The organism is Microcoleus sp. Pol7_B2, assembly GCF_036701035.1.
Lineage (GTDB): Bacteria > Cyanobacteriota > Cyanobacteriia > Cyanobacteriales > Microcoleaceae > Microcoleus.
Genome location: NZ_JAUBQB010000081.1, coordinates 1 through 19,101 on the forward strand (window position 1 = coordinate 1; position 19,101 = coordinate 19,101).

The 19,101-nt window shown below is 46.6% G+C and carries 9 protein-coding genes and 3 pseudogenes; 2 read left to right on the forward strand and 10 right to left on the reverse strand.

The window, feature by feature from the left end:
* Positions 1–33: 33 nt before the first annotated feature.
* The 6 genes and pseudogenes from QUA57_RS23440 to QUA57_RS23465 form a co-directional block, all read right to left on the reverse strand.
* Positions 34–2,040: a leucine-rich repeat domain-containing protein gene (locus tag QUA57_RS23440; protein ID WP_333251367.1), complete on the reverse strand. Its 2,007-nt coding sequence runs from the start codon at positions 2,038–2,040 to the stop codon at positions 34–36.
* A 125-nt stretch (positions 2,041–2,165) separates the two neighbouring features.
* Positions 2,166–2,759 (reverse strand): annotated as a pseudogene (locus tag QUA57_RS23445) (ABC transporter permease); the annotation flags it as partial.
* A 12-nt stretch (positions 2,760–2,771) separates the two neighbouring features.
* Positions 2,772–3,281, reverse strand: a pseudogene (locus tag QUA57_RS28785) (DUF6745 domain-containing protein); the annotation flags it as partial.
* Positions 3,282–3,842: 561 nt separating this feature from the next.
* Positions 3,843–5,096, reverse strand: a pseudogene (locus QUA57_RS23455) (leucine-rich repeat domain-containing protein); the annotation flags it as partial.
* 118 nt (positions 5,097–5,214) lie between these two features.
* Positions 5,215–6,255, reverse strand: coding sequence for an ABC transporter permease (locus tag QUA57_RS23460; protein ID WP_333063934.1), 1,041 nt, complete (start codon positions 6,253–6,255; stop codon positions 5,215–5,217).
* A 225-nt stretch (positions 6,256–6,480) separates the two neighbouring features.
* A complete protein-coding gene (locus tag QUA57_RS23465; RefSeq protein ID WP_333063933.1) occupies positions 6,481–6,993 on the reverse strand; it encodes an adenine phosphoribosyltransferase in 513 nt (170 codons plus the stop codon).
* 237 nt (positions 6,994–7,230) lie between these two features.
* Here QUA57_RS23465 and QUA57_RS23470 point away from each other — a divergent pair, with 237 nt between their 5' ends.
* Positions 7,231–8,397 (forward strand): pyridoxal phosphate-dependent aminotransferase, encoded by a 1,167-nt coding sequence (locus tag QUA57_RS23470; RefSeq protein ID WP_333063931.1) that lies wholly within the window; start codon positions 7,231–7,233, stop codon positions 8,395–8,397.
* Positions 8,398–8,498: 101 nt separating this feature from the next.
* On the opposite strand, the gene QUA57_RS23475 is transcribed toward QUA57_RS23470, so the two are convergent.
* Positions 8,499–9,272, reverse strand: a complete 774-nt coding sequence (locus tag QUA57_RS23475; RefSeq protein ID WP_333063929.1) for an RNA polymerase sigma factor SigF — start codon at positions 9,270–9,272, stop codon at positions 8,499–8,501.
* Between the two features lie 463 nt (positions 9,273–9,735).
* Entirely contained in the window at positions 9,736–10,578 is an 843-nt protein-coding gene (locus QUA57_RS23480) for a photosystem II manganese-stabilizing polypeptide (RefSeq protein ID WP_333040478.1), read from the reverse strand.
* A gap of 401 nt (positions 10,579–10,979) precedes the next feature.
* Here QUA57_RS23480 and QUA57_RS23485 point away from each other — a divergent pair, with 401 nt between their 5' ends.
* Positions 10,980–11,342 (forward strand): hypothetical protein, encoded by a 363-nt coding sequence (locus QUA57_RS23485; RefSeq protein ID WP_333040479.1) that lies wholly within the window; start codon positions 10,980–10,982, stop codon positions 11,340–11,342.
* A gap of 67 nt (positions 11,343–11,409) precedes the next feature.
* Here the strand turns inward: QUA57_RS23485 and QUA57_RS23490 are convergent, their stop codons facing one another.
* Both QUA57_RS23490 and QUA57_RS23495 read right to left on the reverse strand, forming a co-directional pair.
* On the reverse strand, positions 11,410–13,071 hold the full coding sequence (locus QUA57_RS23490) for a calcium-binding protein (RefSeq protein WP_333251369.1): 1,662 nt from the start codon (positions 13,069–13,071) through the stop codon (positions 11,410–11,412).
* A gap of 463 nt (positions 13,072–13,534) precedes the next feature.
* A complete protein-coding gene (locus QUA57_RS23495; protein ID WP_333063927.1) occupies positions 13,535–18,979 on the reverse strand; it encodes an AAA family ATPase in 5,445 nt (1,814 codons plus the stop codon).
* Positions 18,980–19,101 lie beyond the last annotated feature (122 nt).

Sequence of the window (19,101 nt, forward strand, 5' to 3'; positions counted from 1 at the left end):
GAGGTACTGGAATAATAATGAATCCTCCTGTATTTATTGTTTTAAGCACTGCATAGCTCTTAACTGAACCGTATTGAGGTATAACAAATAATTGGGGGAAACATTCCCCTTAGTTAGTTTCGTTCGTTCCGATCGCGCATAGCTGCCAACCGATTCGTACATTAGCGAACTCAGTGTGCTGTCTGCTTCGGGCTCGATCGTCATGCGATCGAACTCATACCCCCACACCGGCGGACTTGCAAATTCTTTCACAATCGATGGGGACATCCATTTCCAGTCTAGCTCTTCGCCCAATCTATTGCTGTCCCATTCGTCTGAGCATTTTTGTAAATGGTCGTGTTCGAGCAAGTTTAAGATTTGGAGATAAGCGTCGCGGGGACTGCTGCAAATAATAACTTCAGGTTCTTCTAAGCCAATAGCAACATAGGCAACTTTGATTGCTTCTGTGGCTTTTTGAGCCTCAATTGGCCTAGTCGAGAGAGTAAGACTTTTTTGTGCGAGTTCGCCTACCACGCTGATATCGGTAATTCGATTGCCGTAGAGAGACAGTGTGGTCAGATTGGTGAGCGATCGCAAGGCACTGATGTCGGTAATTTGATTGCTGTTGAGACACAGTGTGGTCAGATTGGTGAGCGAGCCGACGAAGCTGATGTCAGTAATTCGATTGCTGTCGAGATGCAGTGTGGTCAGATTGGTGAGCGAGCCGACGAAGCTGATGTTGGTAATTTGATTTTTGTTAAGATACAGTGTGGTCAGATTGGTGAGCGAGCCGAGGATGCTGATGTCGGTAATTCGATTGTCGCCGAGATTCAGTGTGGTCAGATTGGTGAGCGATCGCAAGGCGCTGATGTCGGTAATGTAATTGTGACCCAGATGCAGTGTGGTCAGATTGGTGAGCAATCGCAAGGCGCTGATGTCAGTAATTCGATTTCTGTCGAGATACAGTGTGGTCAGATTGGTGAGCGAGCCGAGGAAGCTGATGTCGGTAATTCGATTGCTGGCCAGATGCAGTGTGGTCAGATTGGTGAGCGAGCCGAGGAAGCTGATGTCGTTAATTACATTGTAGTTGAGATTCAGTGTTGTCAGATTGGTGAGCGAGCCGAGAAAGCTGATGTTGGTAATTCGATTGCTGCCCAGATCGAGTCTTGTCAGATTGGTGAGCGAGCCGAGGAAGCTGAAGTCGTTAATTCGATTGCTGGCCAGATCCAGTGTTGTCAGATTGGTGAGCGAGCCGAGGAAGCTGAAGTCGGTAATGTGATTGTAGCCCAGATCGAGTCTTGTCAGATTGGTGAGCGAGCCGACGAAGCTGAAGTCGTTAATTCGATTGCTGGCCAGATTCAGTGTTGTCAGATTGGTGAGCCAGCCAAGGAAGCTGATGTCGGTAATTTGATTGTCGCCGAGATCGAGTGTGGTCAGATTGGTGAGCGAGCCGAGGAATCTGATGTCGGTAATTTGATTTCTGCTGAGATCGAGTGTGGTCAGATTGGTGAGCGAGCCGAGGAAGCTGATGTCGGTAATTTTATTGTTGTTGAGATGCAGTGTGGTCAGATTGGTGAGCGAGCCGAGGAAGCTGATGTCGGTAATTTTATTGTCGCCGAGAGCGAGTCTTGTCAGATTGGTGAGCGAGCCGAGAAAGCTGATGTCGGTAATTTGATTGTTGTTGAGATGCAGTGTGGTCAGATTGGTGAGCCAGCCGAGCAAGGTGATGTCGGTAATTCGATTGCTGGCCAGATCCAGTGCTGTCAGATTGGTGAGCCAGCCAAGGAAGCTGATGTCGGTAATTTTATTGTCGCCGAGATCGAGTCTTCTCAGATTGGTGAGCGAGTCGAGGGAGCTGATGTCGCTAATTCCAGTGTTGCTGAGCTCCAATTGGGTCATGCTTGAAAGTATCTGTTCCGCTTCTTCAGCATCATCAGTGCCAGCCTTTTCTAACAACACTTTAACTGTGTGCCTTGCCTCTTCTGAAAGGCTGTCAATATGCCTGCACCAGTCGGCAAAGCGGCTAAAAATCATTGGCTCGTTTGGTTGTTTTTCTGACATAAAACACTCCGAGATGGGTCAGGGGGCATGGGGCATAGGGCATGGGTAATGGGAATACTGTTGACTGTTGACTGTTGACTATTACAAATCGCCCTTGCGTACCTCATATTACTGAGTTAAGTCTACTATTTCCAATCTTCCAGCTTAATCCGAGGATCGACAGCTTCCAGCCGCAAATCGGCCAACAAATTCCCAACAATCAACATCGTCGCACCCATCCTCAAACTTGCCATTACTAAATACAAATCTTGATTAGTCACCGCCTCCAGAGTCAGCTTTCCCAAACCCGGCTAATTAAAGAAATATTCGGCAATAAACGCACCGCTCAACCAACTAGCTTGCCTCAAAACCCAATAGCGTAATCAACGGATTAACTGCATTCCGCAAAGCATGAATGTAAATTACTCGATCGTCCGGCTTCCCGGCGAGCCCGTGCTGTTCGGATGTAATCTTGACGCAGCACCTCCAAAAATTGTCCGCGCATCAATCTTTGCAAACCCGCAAAACCAGTAAGGCTCAAAGCGACAGTTGGCAAAATCAAGTGCCAGCCGTAATTGAGGATTTGACCCCACATTCGGTAAGTCTGCGCGATCGATACAAGTCATTCCTCCGATGCGAAACAGAGGCGAAGTATTCTGAGCAAAAAATAGCAGCAGCAACGCTGCGATCGAGCTGGGAAATCCTTGTCCGGTGTAGCTGACTACTTGTAGAACTCCATCGCCGCAATTATATCAAGTCTGCACGGAAAATTCCTCTGGATCGATATCCCAATTTACCCACGCAATTGCCTCCCTAGCAGATGTCAGGTTAGGCGGCACTCTCAAAGCGTGAATGAATCCCGTACTTGGACAAGTCATTTTTAACAAATAAATCGGCTCGAAATCATCGGCTTCATCTATTTGTAATAGTGCATATTCCTGCCAACTATCTAGTTGTTTTGCGTCCAATTCTTGACAAATGCGATCGTAACCAATCCCTTGAATTAACACTCGCCTCAGCTCGGAATTCTCTTCTGTTAAAAGCCATTGGGATTGCCATTGATTTGGGTGAAATTGACCGTATTTTTCAGGCAATCTGACGCCGTGATAATAGTAAAAATTCCATCCGTCGGCAAACTCAATCGTAGGTTCTCCTTCTGCGTGCAAGCGGTTTTGACTGTCAAAGCGCAGGTGGCGGGGGCGATCGCATACATAACAAATCTTTTCAAAGGGAAATATCCAACCGCAATGCTCGAAAAGCAGCTTTTGGCAGCGATGTATTTCTTGTGCCTTTTGGGAGATATTGATGCCTGATGAAGAGATATAAAGTTCAGTCAAATAGATTTCTTTAAATAAAGTCGTGGGGGTTTCAGCGTATCTCAGGTCGAACGAATGAGCGGAAAAAACATTCCTCTTCGTTTGTTCCGATCGCTCATATTCGTCAACCAATTCCTTCATTAGCGAACTCAGTGTGCGGTCTGGTTCGGAGTCGAACCTCATGCGCTCGAACTCATACTGCCACACTGCCGGACTTGCAAATTCTCTCACAATCGATGGGGACATCCCTTGCCAGTATAGCTTTTTCCCCAATCTCTTCCTGTGCCATTTGTCTGAGCAGTTTTGTGAATGGTCGTGTTTCGGCAAGTTAAAGATTTGGAGATAAGCGTCGCGGGGACTGCTGCAAACAATAACTTCGGGTTCTTCTAAGCCAATAGCGGCATAGGCAACTTTGACTGCTTCTGTGGCTTTTTGAGCATCAATTGGCCTAGTCGAGAGAGTAAGACGTTTCTGTGCGAGTTCGCCTAACACGCACAGAGCGGTAATTGGATTGCCGTAGAGAGTCAGTTCTGTCAGATGGGTGAGCGATCGCAAGGCGCTGATATCGGTAATTTGATTGTGGCCGAGAGACAGTGTGGTCAGATGGGTGAGCGATCGCAAGGCGCTGACATCGCTAATTTGATTGTGGTCGAGATGCACTGTTGTCAGATTGGTGAGAGATAGCAACGCGCTGATATCGGTAATTTGATTGTCCTCCAGATACAGTGTTGTCAGATTGGTGAGCGAGCCTAGGGAGCTGATGTCGGTAATTTGATTGTAGTAGAGATACAGTGTTGTCAGATTGGTGAGCGAGTCCAGGAATCTGATGTCGGTAATTTGATTGTGGTAGAGATACAGTGTTGTTAGATTGGTGAGCGAGCCCAGGAATCTGATGTCGGTAATTTGATTGAGCCTGAGATCGAGTGTTGTCAGATTGGTGAGCGAGCCGGGGAAACTGATGTCGGTAATTTGATTTTTTTCGAGATACAGTGTGGTCAGATTGGTGAGCGATCGGAAGGCGCTGAAGTCGGTAATTTGATTGTAGCTGAGATTCAGTGTTGTCAGATTGGTGAGCGAGCCGAGGAAGCTGATATTGGTAATTCGATTGCTTCTGAGATTTAGTTCTCTCAGATTGGTGAGCGAGCCGAGGAAGCTGATGTCGCTAATTCGATTGTCGCTGAGATTTAGTTCTCTCAGATTGGTGAGCGAGCCGAGAGAGCTGATGTCGGTAATTTGATTGTTGTTAAGATGCAGTGTTGTCAGATTGGTGAGCGAGCCGAGGAAACTGATGTCGGTAATTTGATTTTTGTTGAGATGCAGTGTTGTCAGATTGGTGAGCGAGCCGAGGAAACTGATGTCGGTAATTCGATTGTTGTTGAGATGCAGTGTTGTCAGATTGGTGAGCGAGCCGAGGAATCTGAAGTCGGTAATTCGATTGTTGTTAAGATGCAGTGTTGTCAGATTGGTGAGCGAGCCGAGGGAGCTGATGTCGGTAATTAGAGTGTCGCTGAGATCCAGTCTTGTCATGCTTGAAAGTATCTGCTCTGCTGCTTCAGCGTCATCCGTGCCAGCCTTTTTTAACAACACTTTAACTGTGTGCCTTGCCTCTTCTGAAAAACTGTCAATATGCCTGTACCCGTCGGCAAAGCGACTAAAACTCATTAGACATCTCCTAACAAGCCTGTTAAAGGCAGGCAGGATGCCTACCCCACAAGAATTATGGGAGATGTCTATTGGCTCGTTTGCTTGTTTTTCTAACATAAAACACTCCGAGATGGGTCAGGGGGCAGGGGGTAGGGGGTATGGATAATGAGAATACTGTTGACTGTTGACTATTACAAATCGCCCTTGCGTACCTTCTGTTACTGAATTAAGTCTTCTATTTCAAATCTTCCAGCTTAATCCGAGGATCGACAGCTTTCAGCAGCAAATCCGCCCACAAATTCCCCACAATCAACATGGTCGCACCCATCATCAAACTTGCCATTACTAAATACAAATCTTGATTGTTCACCGCCTCCAAAGTAAGCTTTCCCAAACCAGGCCAATTAAAGAAAAATTCCGCAATAAACGCACCGCTCAACAAACTAGCAAACTCAAAACCCAATAGCGTAATCAACGGATTAACAGCATTCCGCAAAGCGTGAACGTAAATTACTCGATCGTCCGGCAAACCTTTCGCCCGTGCTGTTCGGATGTAATCTTGACGCAGCACGTCCAACAATTGTCCGCGCATCAATCTTTGCAAACCAGCAAAACCAGTAAGGCTAAGGGCGACAGTTGGCAAAATTAAGTGCCAGCCGTAATCGAGGATTTGACCCCACCAAGGTAAGTCTGCGTGGTCAATGCTTGTCATTCCTCCGACGGGGAAAAGAGGCGAAGTATTTTGAGCAAAAAATAGCAGCAGCAAGGCTGTGATAAAGCTCGGAAATCCTTGTCCCGTGTAGCTGACTACTTGCAGAACTCGATCGACTGTGCGGTTTTGATTGACGGCGGCGACTATTCCCAAGGGAATCGCGATCGCCCAAGTTACAATCAAAGATGCGATCGCCATTAATAACGTCGCCGGTACTCGTTCCCACAGCAGCGAAGCTACGGATCGCTGATACACAAAACTCGTGCCAAAATTCCCCCGCGTCACAATTTGTTGCAGCCACAGCCAATACTGCACAATAGCTGGTTTATCTAAGCCGAACTGCTGTTCGAGTTGCTTGAGTGTCTCCGGCGAAATCTTCGGATTTTGGCTCAATGTATCCAAGTAATTTCCCGGTGCTAGCTCAATAATTGCAAAACAAAGAGCCGATGCCAAAAAGAGGGTTAAAAGTGCCTGCAAAAGTCGCTTTAAAACATAAGTAAATGTTTCGCCACCAAACAGAGAATTCAACTTTCGCCAATTTCGATTCAATTTAATAGAAGTCATAGGATTTTAGATTTTAGATTTTAGATTTTAGATTTGAAGAATTGTGAATGATATTGATTCCGGTTGCATCGGCATGATTTAACCACAGAGAACGCAGAGAACGCAGAGAAAGAGAAGAGAGAGATGAATAATTCCGATGCAAAGGTCAAGGATATTATTTGTCAGCAGTCAACTGTCAACTGTCAACTGTCAGCAGTCAACTGTCAACTGCCAACAGTTAACTAACTAATATTCAACTAGCGTGACGATCGGCACATCCGGCAATTTCTGCCTGCCGCCCAAAGCCTGCAATTCAATGATAAAAGCAAAACCGACAAGCTCGCAGCCAGCTTGTTCCAACAATTTAGCCGTGGCCGCCGCTGTTCCGCCAGTGGCGATTAAATCGTCCACAATCAGCACCCGGCTGCCGGATGTCATCGCATCTCGGTGCATCTCCAGTCGATCGACACCATACTCCAACTCGTACTCAGCAAAATGAACCGCACCGGGCAGTTTCCCTGGTTTGCGGACAGGAATAAAGCCTATTCCAATTTTATAAGCCAAAGGCGCGCCAAAGATGAAGCCCCGCGATTCCATGCCCACCACATAGTCAACAGACATTGCAGAGCATTTTTCGGCTAAGCTGTCAATGGTGTAGCTGAGCCCTTGCGGGTCGCGCAGCAAAGTTGTAATGTCTCGAAACAGAATTCCCGGCTTGGGGAAATCAGGAATGTCGCGAATCAAAGATTTGAGATCCATAAGCTTGCAGATCGGCGTTGAGGGTAACGAGGCATCAAAAATGGTACAATAATAACGTCAAAAAATAAAAATTAAAGAATAAAAATTAAAACTAAGAGCTTCTTTAATTTTTATTCTTTAATTGCTTAATCCTTTACGTACTATGTAAACAAATGTCATAATTCCCTAACAACAGGGTTGAATATCAACATTTGTCACCCTATGATCGAAAGTCAAAAATCTAATATCTAAAATCCAATGATTAAGTTGGCAGCACGAGTGGGTGAGGTTTCTCCTTCCATAACCTTGGCGATCGCCGCTAAGGCTAAAGCCATGAAGGCCGAAGGGATTGATGTCTGTAGTTTGAGTACGGGAGAACCCGACTTTGATACCCCCGAACACATTAAAGCAGCGGCAAAACAAGCTTTAGACGCGGGCAAGACTAAGTACGGCCCTGTGGCTGGGGAACCGCAGTTAAAAGCTGCGATCGCGCGCAAACTCCAATCCGACAACAATCTCAACTATCAACCAGAAAATATCATTGTCACCAACGGCGGCAAGCATTCCCTCTACAATCTGATGATGGCTCTGATCGAGCCTGGAGAGGAAGTAATTATTCCGGCTCCCTACTGGCTAAGCTACCCTGAAATGGTGAAACTCGCTAGCGGCAAGCCAGTAATTGTACGGACTGATGCTTCTACAGGATATAAAATTACACCGGAACAACTGAGTCGAGCGATTACTCCCAAAACCAAGTTATTTGTACTGAATTCGCCTTCTAACCCGACGGGAATGGTGTATACTACGGCGGAAATCAAAGCGTTGGCTGAGGTGATAGTCGATCGAGATATTTTAGTCGTTGCTGACGAGATTTACGAAAAAATTATATATGACGACGCCCAACACGTCAGCATCGGTTCCCTAGGCCAAGAAATCTTCGATCGCACCCTGATCAGCAGCGGTTTCGCTAAAGCTTACTCGATGACAGGCTGGCGAGTCGGTTATTTGGCCGGGCCGAGCGAATTAATTAAAGCCACCAGCACCATTCAAGGTCACAGTACATCAAATGTGTGTACTTTTGCACAGTACGGCGCGATCGCAGCTTTGGAAAGCAGTCAAGAGTCTGTCGAAACAATGCGTCTAGCTTTTGCCGAAAGGCGTCAGGTAATATTTGAATTACTCGATGCTGTCCCTGGAATTAGCTGTATTAAACCAGACGGTGCTTTCTATATGTTTGTCAACATCAGCAAGACTGGAATGAATTCTTTGGAATTTTGCGACGCTTTCTTAGAACAGCAGCAAGTAGCAGTTATTCCGGGGATTGCGTTCGGTGCAGACGACCATATTCGCTTGTCTTACGCCACCGATTTAGGCACAATTAAAAAAGCCGTAGAAAGGCTCGATAAATTTGTCCGCAGCATCTAAAAATTAGTTAGTAGTCAGTGGTTATTTGTTATTTGTTATCGGTAGCAGCTTAATGCTGACTGCTGACTGCTGACTAATGACTAATGACCAATGACTAATCACTAAAGCTGTTTAGTCATGATTTCCTTGAGCAAATCCAGCCCCTTCTTAACTCGCCGAGAAACTGTCACCGCACTGATACCCAAGCGTTCAGCCGTTTCTTTCTGCGTCAAATCGTAGAGAAAAACAAACTCCAATATCTCGCGAGTCCGTTGTTCCAACATAGCCAAAGCTTGCTGTACGCGAATTTGATCCTCTTGCGCCAACTGAAAACTCCGATATTTGCTATCGGGCACCAATTCTCCCAGACAAGTAGCCCCCTCATCTTCATCTTGCATCGGCGCGTCCAAACTCAGAGGCGATCTGTTGAGATGGGCCAACTTAATTTCTTGCCATTCTTGTACAGAAACCTCCAGGACTGCTGCTACTTCAGCATCCGTAGGTTTGCGGTTTAACTGCACCTGCAACTCCTTGATCGCTGCTACTGATTTGCGTTCCAGGGACTGCCAGTGGCGGGGAAATCGCACAGAAGGGCTTTTGTCCCGCAAATAGTGTTGAATTTCGCCCCGTATGTAGGGAATTGCAAAGGAACTAAAAGCGTGCCCCTTCGCGAGATCAAACCGCTCGATCGCCCGGATCAACCCAATACATCCGACTTGCAGCAAATCGTCGTAGCTTTCACCGCACTGGTTGATCCAGTGGTAAACTTCTTTTCTGACCAGTCCAATATTCAGTTTAACTAACTGATTGCGGATTTCATTAGAGCCAGAAAGTTGGTACTCGCGCAACAATTGCAAATTTTCGCTTTTTAGCTCGTTCGGCAGTGTGGTAGACATGGTGGCATAAGGGTGGGTAGAGCAGAGGACTGAAGTTGCTTTAGATCTAGTTTCCAATCTAGTCTAAAAAAATTCACTTTTATGTAGTGTAATCGTAGCACTTAATATGTGTGATAGCGGACACACCAGTTAAGTTTTCGGAACGTGAACGGATTTAGCGGGATTATCCGAAGGTTTTCGGCATAAGGCAGACTTTTACGAGGTAGAAGGCCTTCGACCAAATCTCCTATTTAATCAGGTTTTTTTTAAAAATACATTATAAGCTGAAAGCGCTGTGAAGACAATACTTTAATTAATAAAAAATCCCAACTTCATAACTTGCGAATTACCACAATTAAATCATAAATTTAGTCATTAGTCAACAGTCCTAAGTTAGGTTGCTCAAGACTGTTGGCTAATGAAGAGCGAGCAGTACCTTTAGGGTAAAAAACTACTCAAGTTCGATCGATCATGAAAGCCAATTTTATGACACAGAAGGCTCAATCCGAGCGTAAAACAAACCCCGAATTTTCACGTCCAGAGCCGGTCTAGCTCCCAAATCAGTATCAGAAGGCTGCGTGCTCTCAAAAATCCCGCCAACTTCGCCAGTGGCGCTGTTAACTTTAGCAACTTGGAGAGAAATTCTGCCCGCCTTGGTGCGAGTGTCAGCCAGCTTAACATTAGACCGTTGCAGTTTGGAATTGTCAGTAGCCGGAAGCGCTACAGCATTGTCGTAGCCAGTCGATACCCCGCGACCTTTAGGGTCTAAAAAGCCTGCGCTGCGGTAAGAAGGAACGTTAAACTCCCCTCTCAAATCGGTGGAAGTATTGATAGCAACTACTCCGGGTTCGGAACTAGCTACCAGTTCTTTAATGGTAAACAAGAAAGGTACTTGCTCTCCGCCCGGTAATTGAATCGTAATAGCTTGAAAATCCAAGCCGTCTTCTTCTGTGAAAGTCAGAGTTCCGTCATTACCGACCTTAAGCGTACCTTGAACTTGGTCAATGCTCGACGTGAACCGTGTCAGCAATTTACCAGGCACAAATTCCGCTTCTTGGCGTTTGTTTGCTGGTTCTTCCTTCACAAAATAAGTTGTGGGCTGCAAACACAAACCAGTCAGTTTATAGGTGGCGCCCGCTTCGATGGGGATCGATCCCCGAGAAGTTTCTGCCAAGCTAGGGCAATTATTAGCCAAGCCAGTACCTCTAATCTCGTCGTAGGTGAGCAACTCGGTAGTCGCCACCGTCGTGTCAGAAGCAGAAGAACAAGCAACCAGCGCACTCATGCAAAATGCTAAAAGTGCAACAATTAAAGCACGATATTTCATTGCAAACCTCAATATCCAACATCGGATTATATTAAGAAAAAGCCCTACTTCGAGCAAAATATAATTGCCCGCCGGCAGGCTAGGCCAGCGCTTAGGGCAGCATTTAGATCCAGATCGCTCGCTTCACCGACACCGGCATTGACTCAGAAAATCAAGCTAGTGCGCCGTGAAAATAAGCATGAACTTATGATTTCTCAATCATGTTCCGATCGCAGCCCAATACACATGGTACGACGGGTTGTGCTCTTTTCCTGACTTGGACTGCAAATTAATATTGCTTAAGTCAACCTACTTAAGTTACTTTGCTTATGACCCCGAATGGCGATCGCGACTAGCTCGATTAGTCGGTTGACCAAAAGGCTGGGGACAAAGGCCTTGTAGATTTCAAAGGAAGCAGCGGTATGGACAACGGCAAAGATTTAGAGTCAGAAAAGTTGCAGTCTCAAATGCAATCGCTGACAGAGGCGATTCGGACTTTAGCCGAAAGTTGTCAGGGAGACAGTCTGCTGCTTTTGGCCCTGCTGCGGAGGCTGGAAGCTTCGCACCGGGAAATTCGGGACGGTTTGTTTCAAGCGTCTTTTCCCGACAACCGCCAAGCACTTTACAAACTGCTCAGGAATATTGAAGCCAATGGCGGCTGGCCTTACATCCACCGCATGAAACTTCGATCGCTCTTGGGGTACACCCAACAATTATCTCCTCTAGAAGATTCTCCAGCCGAGTCGCCAGAAGACTCGGCCGAAACTCCCCAGGACGTTAAATAGTTTTGAGTGATGAGTTTAGTGAGTTTTACATTAACTCATCACTCATCACTGAGCTGCGCGATCGCGCCTAGAACCCGAAAGGTGTAGGAGGTAAGGGTAGCGGGTTCGGCACGGTCGGGAATATCGGCTTCTGCCCGGGCATTGGCAATAGTCCGGGAGCCGGCGTGGGGGCGATCGAACTAATTGACAGCAGGGGCGAATCAGCATCAGGCACGCTAACTGTCGGCGGAATCGGAATCCTCGGAGTCGGCGTCGGAGGGGAAGTTGGAGTAGGAGGCGAAGTTGGAGTAGGAGGCGAAGTTGGAGTAGGAGGCGAAGTTGGAGTAGGAGGCGGAGTTGGAGTAGGAGGCGGAGTTGGAGTAGGAGGCGGAGTTGGAGTTGGAGGCGGAGTTGGAGTTGGAGGCGGAGTTGGAGTTGGAGGCGGAGTTGGAGTTGGAGGAAGAGTTGGAATTGAATCTGTAGTTGAACTTGACTCTGTAGTTGCAGTTGAACTTGACTCTGTAGTTGCAGTTGCAGGTTGAGTTGGATCTGTATTTGTGCTTGTAACTGTAGTTGTAGTTGTAGTGGTAATGGTGGTTGGCCTGGTAGTAACCGTCCCAGTCACAGCGATAAAATCATTCGCCTCGATCAGCGCCGCCGGAGTGTCGATCAAAATTGCTAAAAGCTTGCCGTCGAGCGTCGTAATTACTGTATCCCTGACATTGGCACCGTTACCTTGCCGAACTTGCAGTTGAGCGAAAGATAAATTGCTCGGCAGTCCAAAGAAATCCTCTGTGTCATTGTAATCAGTAATTAAAGCCAGACTGCCAGGCCCGGCTCCCAATCCAAAAACATCGCTGCCGCTGCCACCAGTCAGAGTATCCGAACCCTCACCTCCGATCAAAGAATCATTACCCTCTGCTCCAAATAAATTGTCATTGCCGAAACTGCCCAAAATGGTATCGTCGCCGATACCTCCTGCCAAGGAGTCATCGCCTAAACCGCCGTCGATACCATCATTACCTTTGCCGCCAAACAAGAAGTCATTACCTTCATCTCCCAGTACCGAGTCGTCGGCTTCATCGCCGCGAAGGGTATCGGAACCGGTGCCGCCAAAAACTGTATCGTCAGCCTTGCCACCGAATATCTGGTCATTACCAGCATCTCCGAAGAGCGAATCGTTGGCGGCATTGCCGTACAAAGTGTCGTCACCGTCGCTGGCACTTAAGTAATCGTTGCCCTCACCGCCCAACAGTTGATCCCTGCCGCTACCGCCGTTGAGAGAATCGTTCCCAAAATTCCCGTAGAGAAAGTCATCATCAGCATTCCCGAACACGGAATCGTCGCCGTCATCCCCTGTGAGCGTGTCGTTGCCAGTACCGCCGGCAATCACATCAAAGCCTCCGTTGCCAAAAACTAAGTCGTCCCCAGCGTCTCCCACCACGCTGTCTATCCCGTCGTTGCCTTCGAGGAGGTCGTTGCCCAAACCGCCGCGAATCGAGTCGTCGCCGTTCCCGCCGGAAGCAAAATCGCGACCTTGGTTGCCAATGAGTTCGTCATTTCCTTCAGCGCCAAGCAACGAATCTGCTCCGTCAGCTCCAAGAAGCTGGTCGTTGCCGCCGTCACCCTCTAGGGTGTCATCTCCTCCCGCACCCAGGGGCGTGTCATCGCCATCTAAGCCGCGAATTCGATCGCCCAGCGGAGTTCCTAGAATAAAGTCGTTGCTGTCTGTGCCGATCAGGTTTGCCATACGGGATACACCGGTCCTCAATAAAATAAATTGTTTGAAATTATGTTAATCGCCTTCGTGACAAGGGATTGCTGCTTGCCTAGGTTAGCATAATTGAGATTTTGGCAATCTGGCGCAGGGGCGCTGGAAGTTTTGCTCGTGTCTGCAGTTGCGATCGGGGCTGGTATAATGCCCGATCGGCAATCTAATTTAGTTATTCTGGATTTTTTCAAATAGAAATTAGCCGATCGCACTCAAGAAAGTCAAACTCGACAAACGAAATGAGGAAGAAGGAAAAATGAATAACCTTTTTCCTTCTTCCTCCGCCTCAAAGTTTTACTTCAGATACCACTTAAAAAAAATGCAACTGTAGGCCAGTGTTCCAAATCATTAGGTCATCTGTCCTTCCCAATTCTTCAATCTAAAATCTAAAATCTAAAATCTAAAATCTAAAATCTAAAATGATGAATAATGTCTTCTACTTTTATTCGTTAATAGGTAACACTATCTCAAATTCACTTCCTCCGCCCAAGGTAGAATTCACATTAATTGTTCCGCCGTGGGTTTCGACTACAATCTGGCGGGCGATCGCCAATCCTAACCCTGTGCCTTTTCCTACTGCCTTCGTTGTGAACAAATGGTCAAAAATCCGCTGCTTCACGCCTTCTGTCATGCCCGCACCGTTATCGGCAATCTGAATTTTGATGTGTCGATCGCCCGACAGACTGGTACGAACTGTGATACAGTGTGGATTTGCTTTAAGAGCCTCGAAACTGCGTCCTTGGTTTGATTCTTCTAGGGCATCGATCGCGTTAGCAAGCAGGTTCATAAAGACTTGGTTCAGTTGACCGGGAAAGCATTCGATTGGGGGGAGATTGCCGTAGTCTGTGACGACTTCGATCGCAGGATGGTGTTCGTTGGCTTTGAGCCGATGTTTCAAGATCAAGATGGTGCTGTCAATGCCCTCATGGATATTAAAGGGAACTTTGTAGTCTTTATCGGCCCTGGAGAAGGTGCGGAGGCTGGTGCTAATGCCGCGAATGCGATCGCACCCCACTTTCATCGACAACAGCATTTTTGGCAAATCTTCTAAGGCATACTCTAAATCAATATCCTCAGCATCTTCTTCAATTTCTTCGCCTGGATTTGGCAGTTTTTCTTGATATAATTTTAAGTGACCAATCAGATCTTTGATCGTGATAGTTGCTTCCTCAATATTGCCGCTAATAAAGCCGACAGGATTATTGATTTCGTGGGCTATTCCTGTGACGAGATTGCCCAATGCGGACATTTTTTCGCTTTGCACGATCTGTAACTGTGCTTGCTGCAAATCAAGGAGCGATCGCTCTAATTCTTGTGCATAAGCTTGAGATTGCTGGTACAATCGAGCATTTTCTATAGAGATAGCCGCTTGGGCGCACAAAAGTTGGATGACATCAGTGCGATCTTCTGTAAACGCACCAATTGTAAAGTTATTTTCTAGGTAGAGCAACCCGATTAATTTACCCTGATTTAAAATTGGCGCGCACAGCACACTTTTGGGCTTTTCCTGCATCAAATACGGATCGGCAATAAAATCGTTTTGTACTGCTGCATTATCCAAAACGACAGTTTTCCAAGTCCGCTTAACATAGTTGACCACAGCAGAGGGAAACTCGTCGCTGGCTGACAGCGGTACAGATATTGAGATGACATCTTGATTGAAGGAGGCTACAGCTTCGATGGCGAGATTCCCATCCTTCATCAACAGCAGAACTGCTTTTTTTGCCCCGGCATTTTCCATCACCACAGACATCAGTCCAGCCAGCAATTTTTCTAATTTAATTTCACTTGAGAGAGTTTGGGAGGCTTTGAGAATAGCCGCGAAATCGAGGGTTTCGTAAATATTGTTGCTGCTCGATAGAATTGTTTGGAATCTTGGAGGTAAAATTGACGATTTATTGATTGGGTGGAGGCGGGTTTCGCAGATTACACAACGATTTTCTCTTGCCTGCAATATGGGAGCAAGAAGTTGGGGATAGCGTTTTTCTAAGTCATCGATTTTGACTTTCGCACCCCAGCGAGCATAACAGTAGTAGGCTTCTTGCATATAAGCTTGCGCCACTTTTTCTTTGCCCCAGTCGAGGTAGAATTTAGCTGCTAGTTCGTTAGCGAGAGCTTCTTCTTGGATGTATTCGTTTTCTTGCGCTCCAGAAATGGCCCGATCGTACATTTCAATAGCTTCTGCCCTCTCTCTGGCAACTCGGTATCTCTCTGCTTCTACTAACTGCCACTTATGCAAATAATTCATGGGGGCGTGTTCTGCCCAATGCTGCAACGAATTTTGATTTTGCTGAACTCGTTGCCGCTGCGTTTCTAACTGAGTCTCGGACTCAGGAGTGGCAAGGGCTATGAGTGAGTCATAGAAATATAAACCAGCTTCGGAAGCAGTTCCTACGCTTCCCGCTATATACTGTCTTGCTCGATCGATATCTGCTGCGGCCCCAGCAATCTCTCCCAGCAGGAATCTCAACGTTGCCCTGTACAGATAGAAGATGCAGAGTCGGTAAAAATCGTTAGAGGCAAAGGACTGAGAAACCAGCTTCTCCTCATAACCTTTCTGTTCAAAGGAAATCTCCAAGTTGTTTGGATTACCCAATAAAAACAGCGTTGCTTCCCAAAAAACCGAACAATAATTTGCCGTCGTTAGTTGGTTGAGGTCGAGTAATTGGTGACGGTATGCCCGAATTTGGGGTTCAAGTTCTGCCAAAGGTTGACCGCACCAGTAGGCATTTATACAAAATGCCTGCCCACCATACCCGACAAACTCTAGATTGCCTGTTTCTAATCCGGCTTGATAGCCTGCCTGAATAATGGGGATGGTATCCCGCAAATGCGATTTGCGATGGTACAAACAGAGTCCGATGACAGAAAAAGTTTCAGAACGAATATTTTTGGCATCCGCAACCCTCGCAAGACGATAAGCTAATCGGCCAAACCGATCGGCTACCGTCACATCTTGTAGAAAGTGGTTGAGAAAAATGCCATAACAACTATAGCTATAAGCTGAACTACGACTGTTGCCATATTGGATAGATAAATTTACCTGTAAGGCAGTCACCAGTGCAAACAAAGACGAACCGACCAGATAACAAGCTGACACCATACTTGCCGCCACTTGCATCGTGGCCAGCTTTTCGGGGTTTACCATCGCTGGCAGATCGAATAACTCTTCAATCGGTCGATCGCCGATCGAGCTATTAATTTCCTGCACTGCTTGCTGAATATCTTCTGATGTAGGGCTATCGGGCAATTCAACTCCTAATTCTTTGAGAATCAACAAACCGATAGCAATTGCTTCTAAAAACTTGTTTTGTGACGATAATGCCTGAATCTTGACGATGTAAACGCTCACTCGCTCTAGGGGAGTTTTGGCATGATGAATCACAGTGTCAATCCACCGATCCATCTGGTCAAATTCGCCGCAGAGTGAAGCCACTTCTGCTGCAATGTCGTGCAAGTTCAAGGTCATCTCGTACTGTCGTTGCCAAGCACTCTCTCCAAGCAAATTTAGCCCGATCGCAGCATACTCGCGAGCAGCTTGATAAGCAGTAGCGCCTCTGGCTTTGCGGCACGCCGTGAGGTTGAGTTGGGCGAGTTCGTCGCGTTCTGTTTGGTCTTCAATCAGCGCAATACCATAATTCAACTGATTGACGACTGAAAAAATTTGCTCTTCTATAGCTGCAGGTGAAATTTGCTGTATCAGCAATTGTCCGATCTGATAGTGAGCGCGCGATCGCTCTTGTTCGGGAATTAAAGAATAGGCAGCTTGCTGAACGCGATCGTGCAAAAACTTGTAATTCACCACCTCCGAATTTTCGGTTTCCTCCCGTCTTTCTCGCCCCATATAAAACTTATAGATTTCACTTTCAGGCAGGATTAACCCCTCTTGCAAAGCCTTCCACAAATCCGCCGCCGTTTCCGTTTCCAATTGCTCGGAAACAACTGCCAAAGTCCCCAAATCAAAGTGATTCCCAACACAAGCAGCCAACTTCAACACATTCTGAGTCGCGGGCGGCAATTTTTGCAACTGCAACGCCATAAACTCCACCACATCATCCGTCAGCGCTGCCTCCCGAACTCGAACAATATCGCACTGCCAGTAACCAGCAACCCGGTCAAACTCAATCAGCCCATCCTGATGCAGTGCTTTGAGAAACTGCGTTGCAAAAAAGGGATTTCCTTGGGTTTTTTGTGCAACCAAATCAGCCAAAGGTCTTGCCCAAGATCGATCGCAATTTAGCGTATTGGCAACCAAATGATTTAGACTTTCTGAGCTCAACGGTTCCAGCGTCAGAGTATTCACCGCGGCCCCAGCTTTTACCATTGCATCCAGTGTCAGCATCAACGGATGTGCTGCAAACACTTCATTATCTCGGTAGGCACCAATTACTAATAAATAGCCGGTTGCTGACTCGGCAAGCAGCAGTTGCATTAACCGCAGCGAGGCGGAATCAGCCCACTGCAAGTCATCCAAAAACATCACCAGGGGATGTTCTGGCTTTGTGAACACCTTAATAAAGTTTTGAAAAAGCAAATTAAACCGATTTTGTGCCGCAGTTCCTGATAATTCCAGTGCGGGTGGTTGTTTCCCAATAATTCTTTCGAGTTCGGGAATTACTTCAATAATGACTTGACCGTTATCGCCCAATGCTTGGAATATTTGAGTTTGCCAATTTTCCAACCTTTCGTCACTTTCGCTCAGCAATTGTCCGATTAAATCTCGAAATGCTTGGACAAAAGCTGAGAAGGGAATGTTGCGGTTAAATTGGTCGAATTTGCCTTTGATGAAATAGCCGCGCTGGCGGGCAATTGGTTTGTGAACTTCATTAACAATTGCAGTTTTCCCAATCCCAGAAAAACCCGCGACTAACATTAACTCACAGCCTCCACGCTGTTCTGATGCCTGCTGGGAAAAACCTGATACTCGATCGAATGCTGCCAGTAATTCGGCAACTTCGGTTTCGCGACCGTAGAGTTTTTCGGGTATGAGGAAGCGATCGCCCACATCCCTCTGCGCGATCGTAAAACTCTCTATCCTACCGTTTTCTTCAAGTTGCTGCAAACAAAATTCTAAATCAAATTTCAGTCCCAAGGCACTCTGATAGCGGTCTTCGGCATTCTTTGCCATTAATTTGCTGACAATCTCCGAGAGTACGGGCGGGATTTCGGGATTGATTTCATGCAGTGATGGCGGTTGCTTGGCAATATGACAGTGTACCAATTCCATCGCATCGTTAGATTGAAACGGCAATTGTCCCGCCAGCAATTCGTAAAAAGTCACCCCCAAAGAGTAAAAGTCTGTCCGGTAGTCAATCCCCCGATTCATCCTTCCCGTTTGTTCGGGAGACAAATAGCCGAGTGTTCCTTCCAGCACGTTAGGATTCATCAGGGTTTGAGTTTCCCTGGGCAGCAAGGATGCAATACTAAAGTCAATGAGTTTGACGTGTTTTGTATGCGGATTAATTAAAATATTAGCTGGTTTAATGTCTTTGTGAATTATCCGGTGGCGGTAGAGTATATCTAATGTATCGCTCAGGTCGATCGCCATTTGCAAAAACTCGCTCAGAGTCGGCGCAGTTTCCCCTGGTTCCATCCATTTATTCAGAGGAATTCCCCCAAAGTCTTCCATTACCAGCGCATAGCTGTTTTGGTAGAGTTCCAAACTGTAGGTTTCGATGATTCCGGGCAAGTGGAGGTTTTTGGCGATCGTGTACTGATTGCGAAATTGCACCAGTTCGCTGAAGCTGGGATACTGGTTCCGCAAGACTTTGATGGCGACCGGTTTTTGGTCGCCAGTGCGGAAAGCTCGATAAACCCGGGTGCGAGTTCCTGAGTAAATGCGATCGAGAATTTGATAACCTGTCAATGAAAAATTTATGGTTGCCATACTTTGATTGTTCCCGTCATCCACGGGCTATTTCCACATTAACAGAAGCCAATACAGTTTCCCCGTCCAGTAATTATTAAATTAATATGACATTGACTATCATTATTTGTGATGGGGATCAC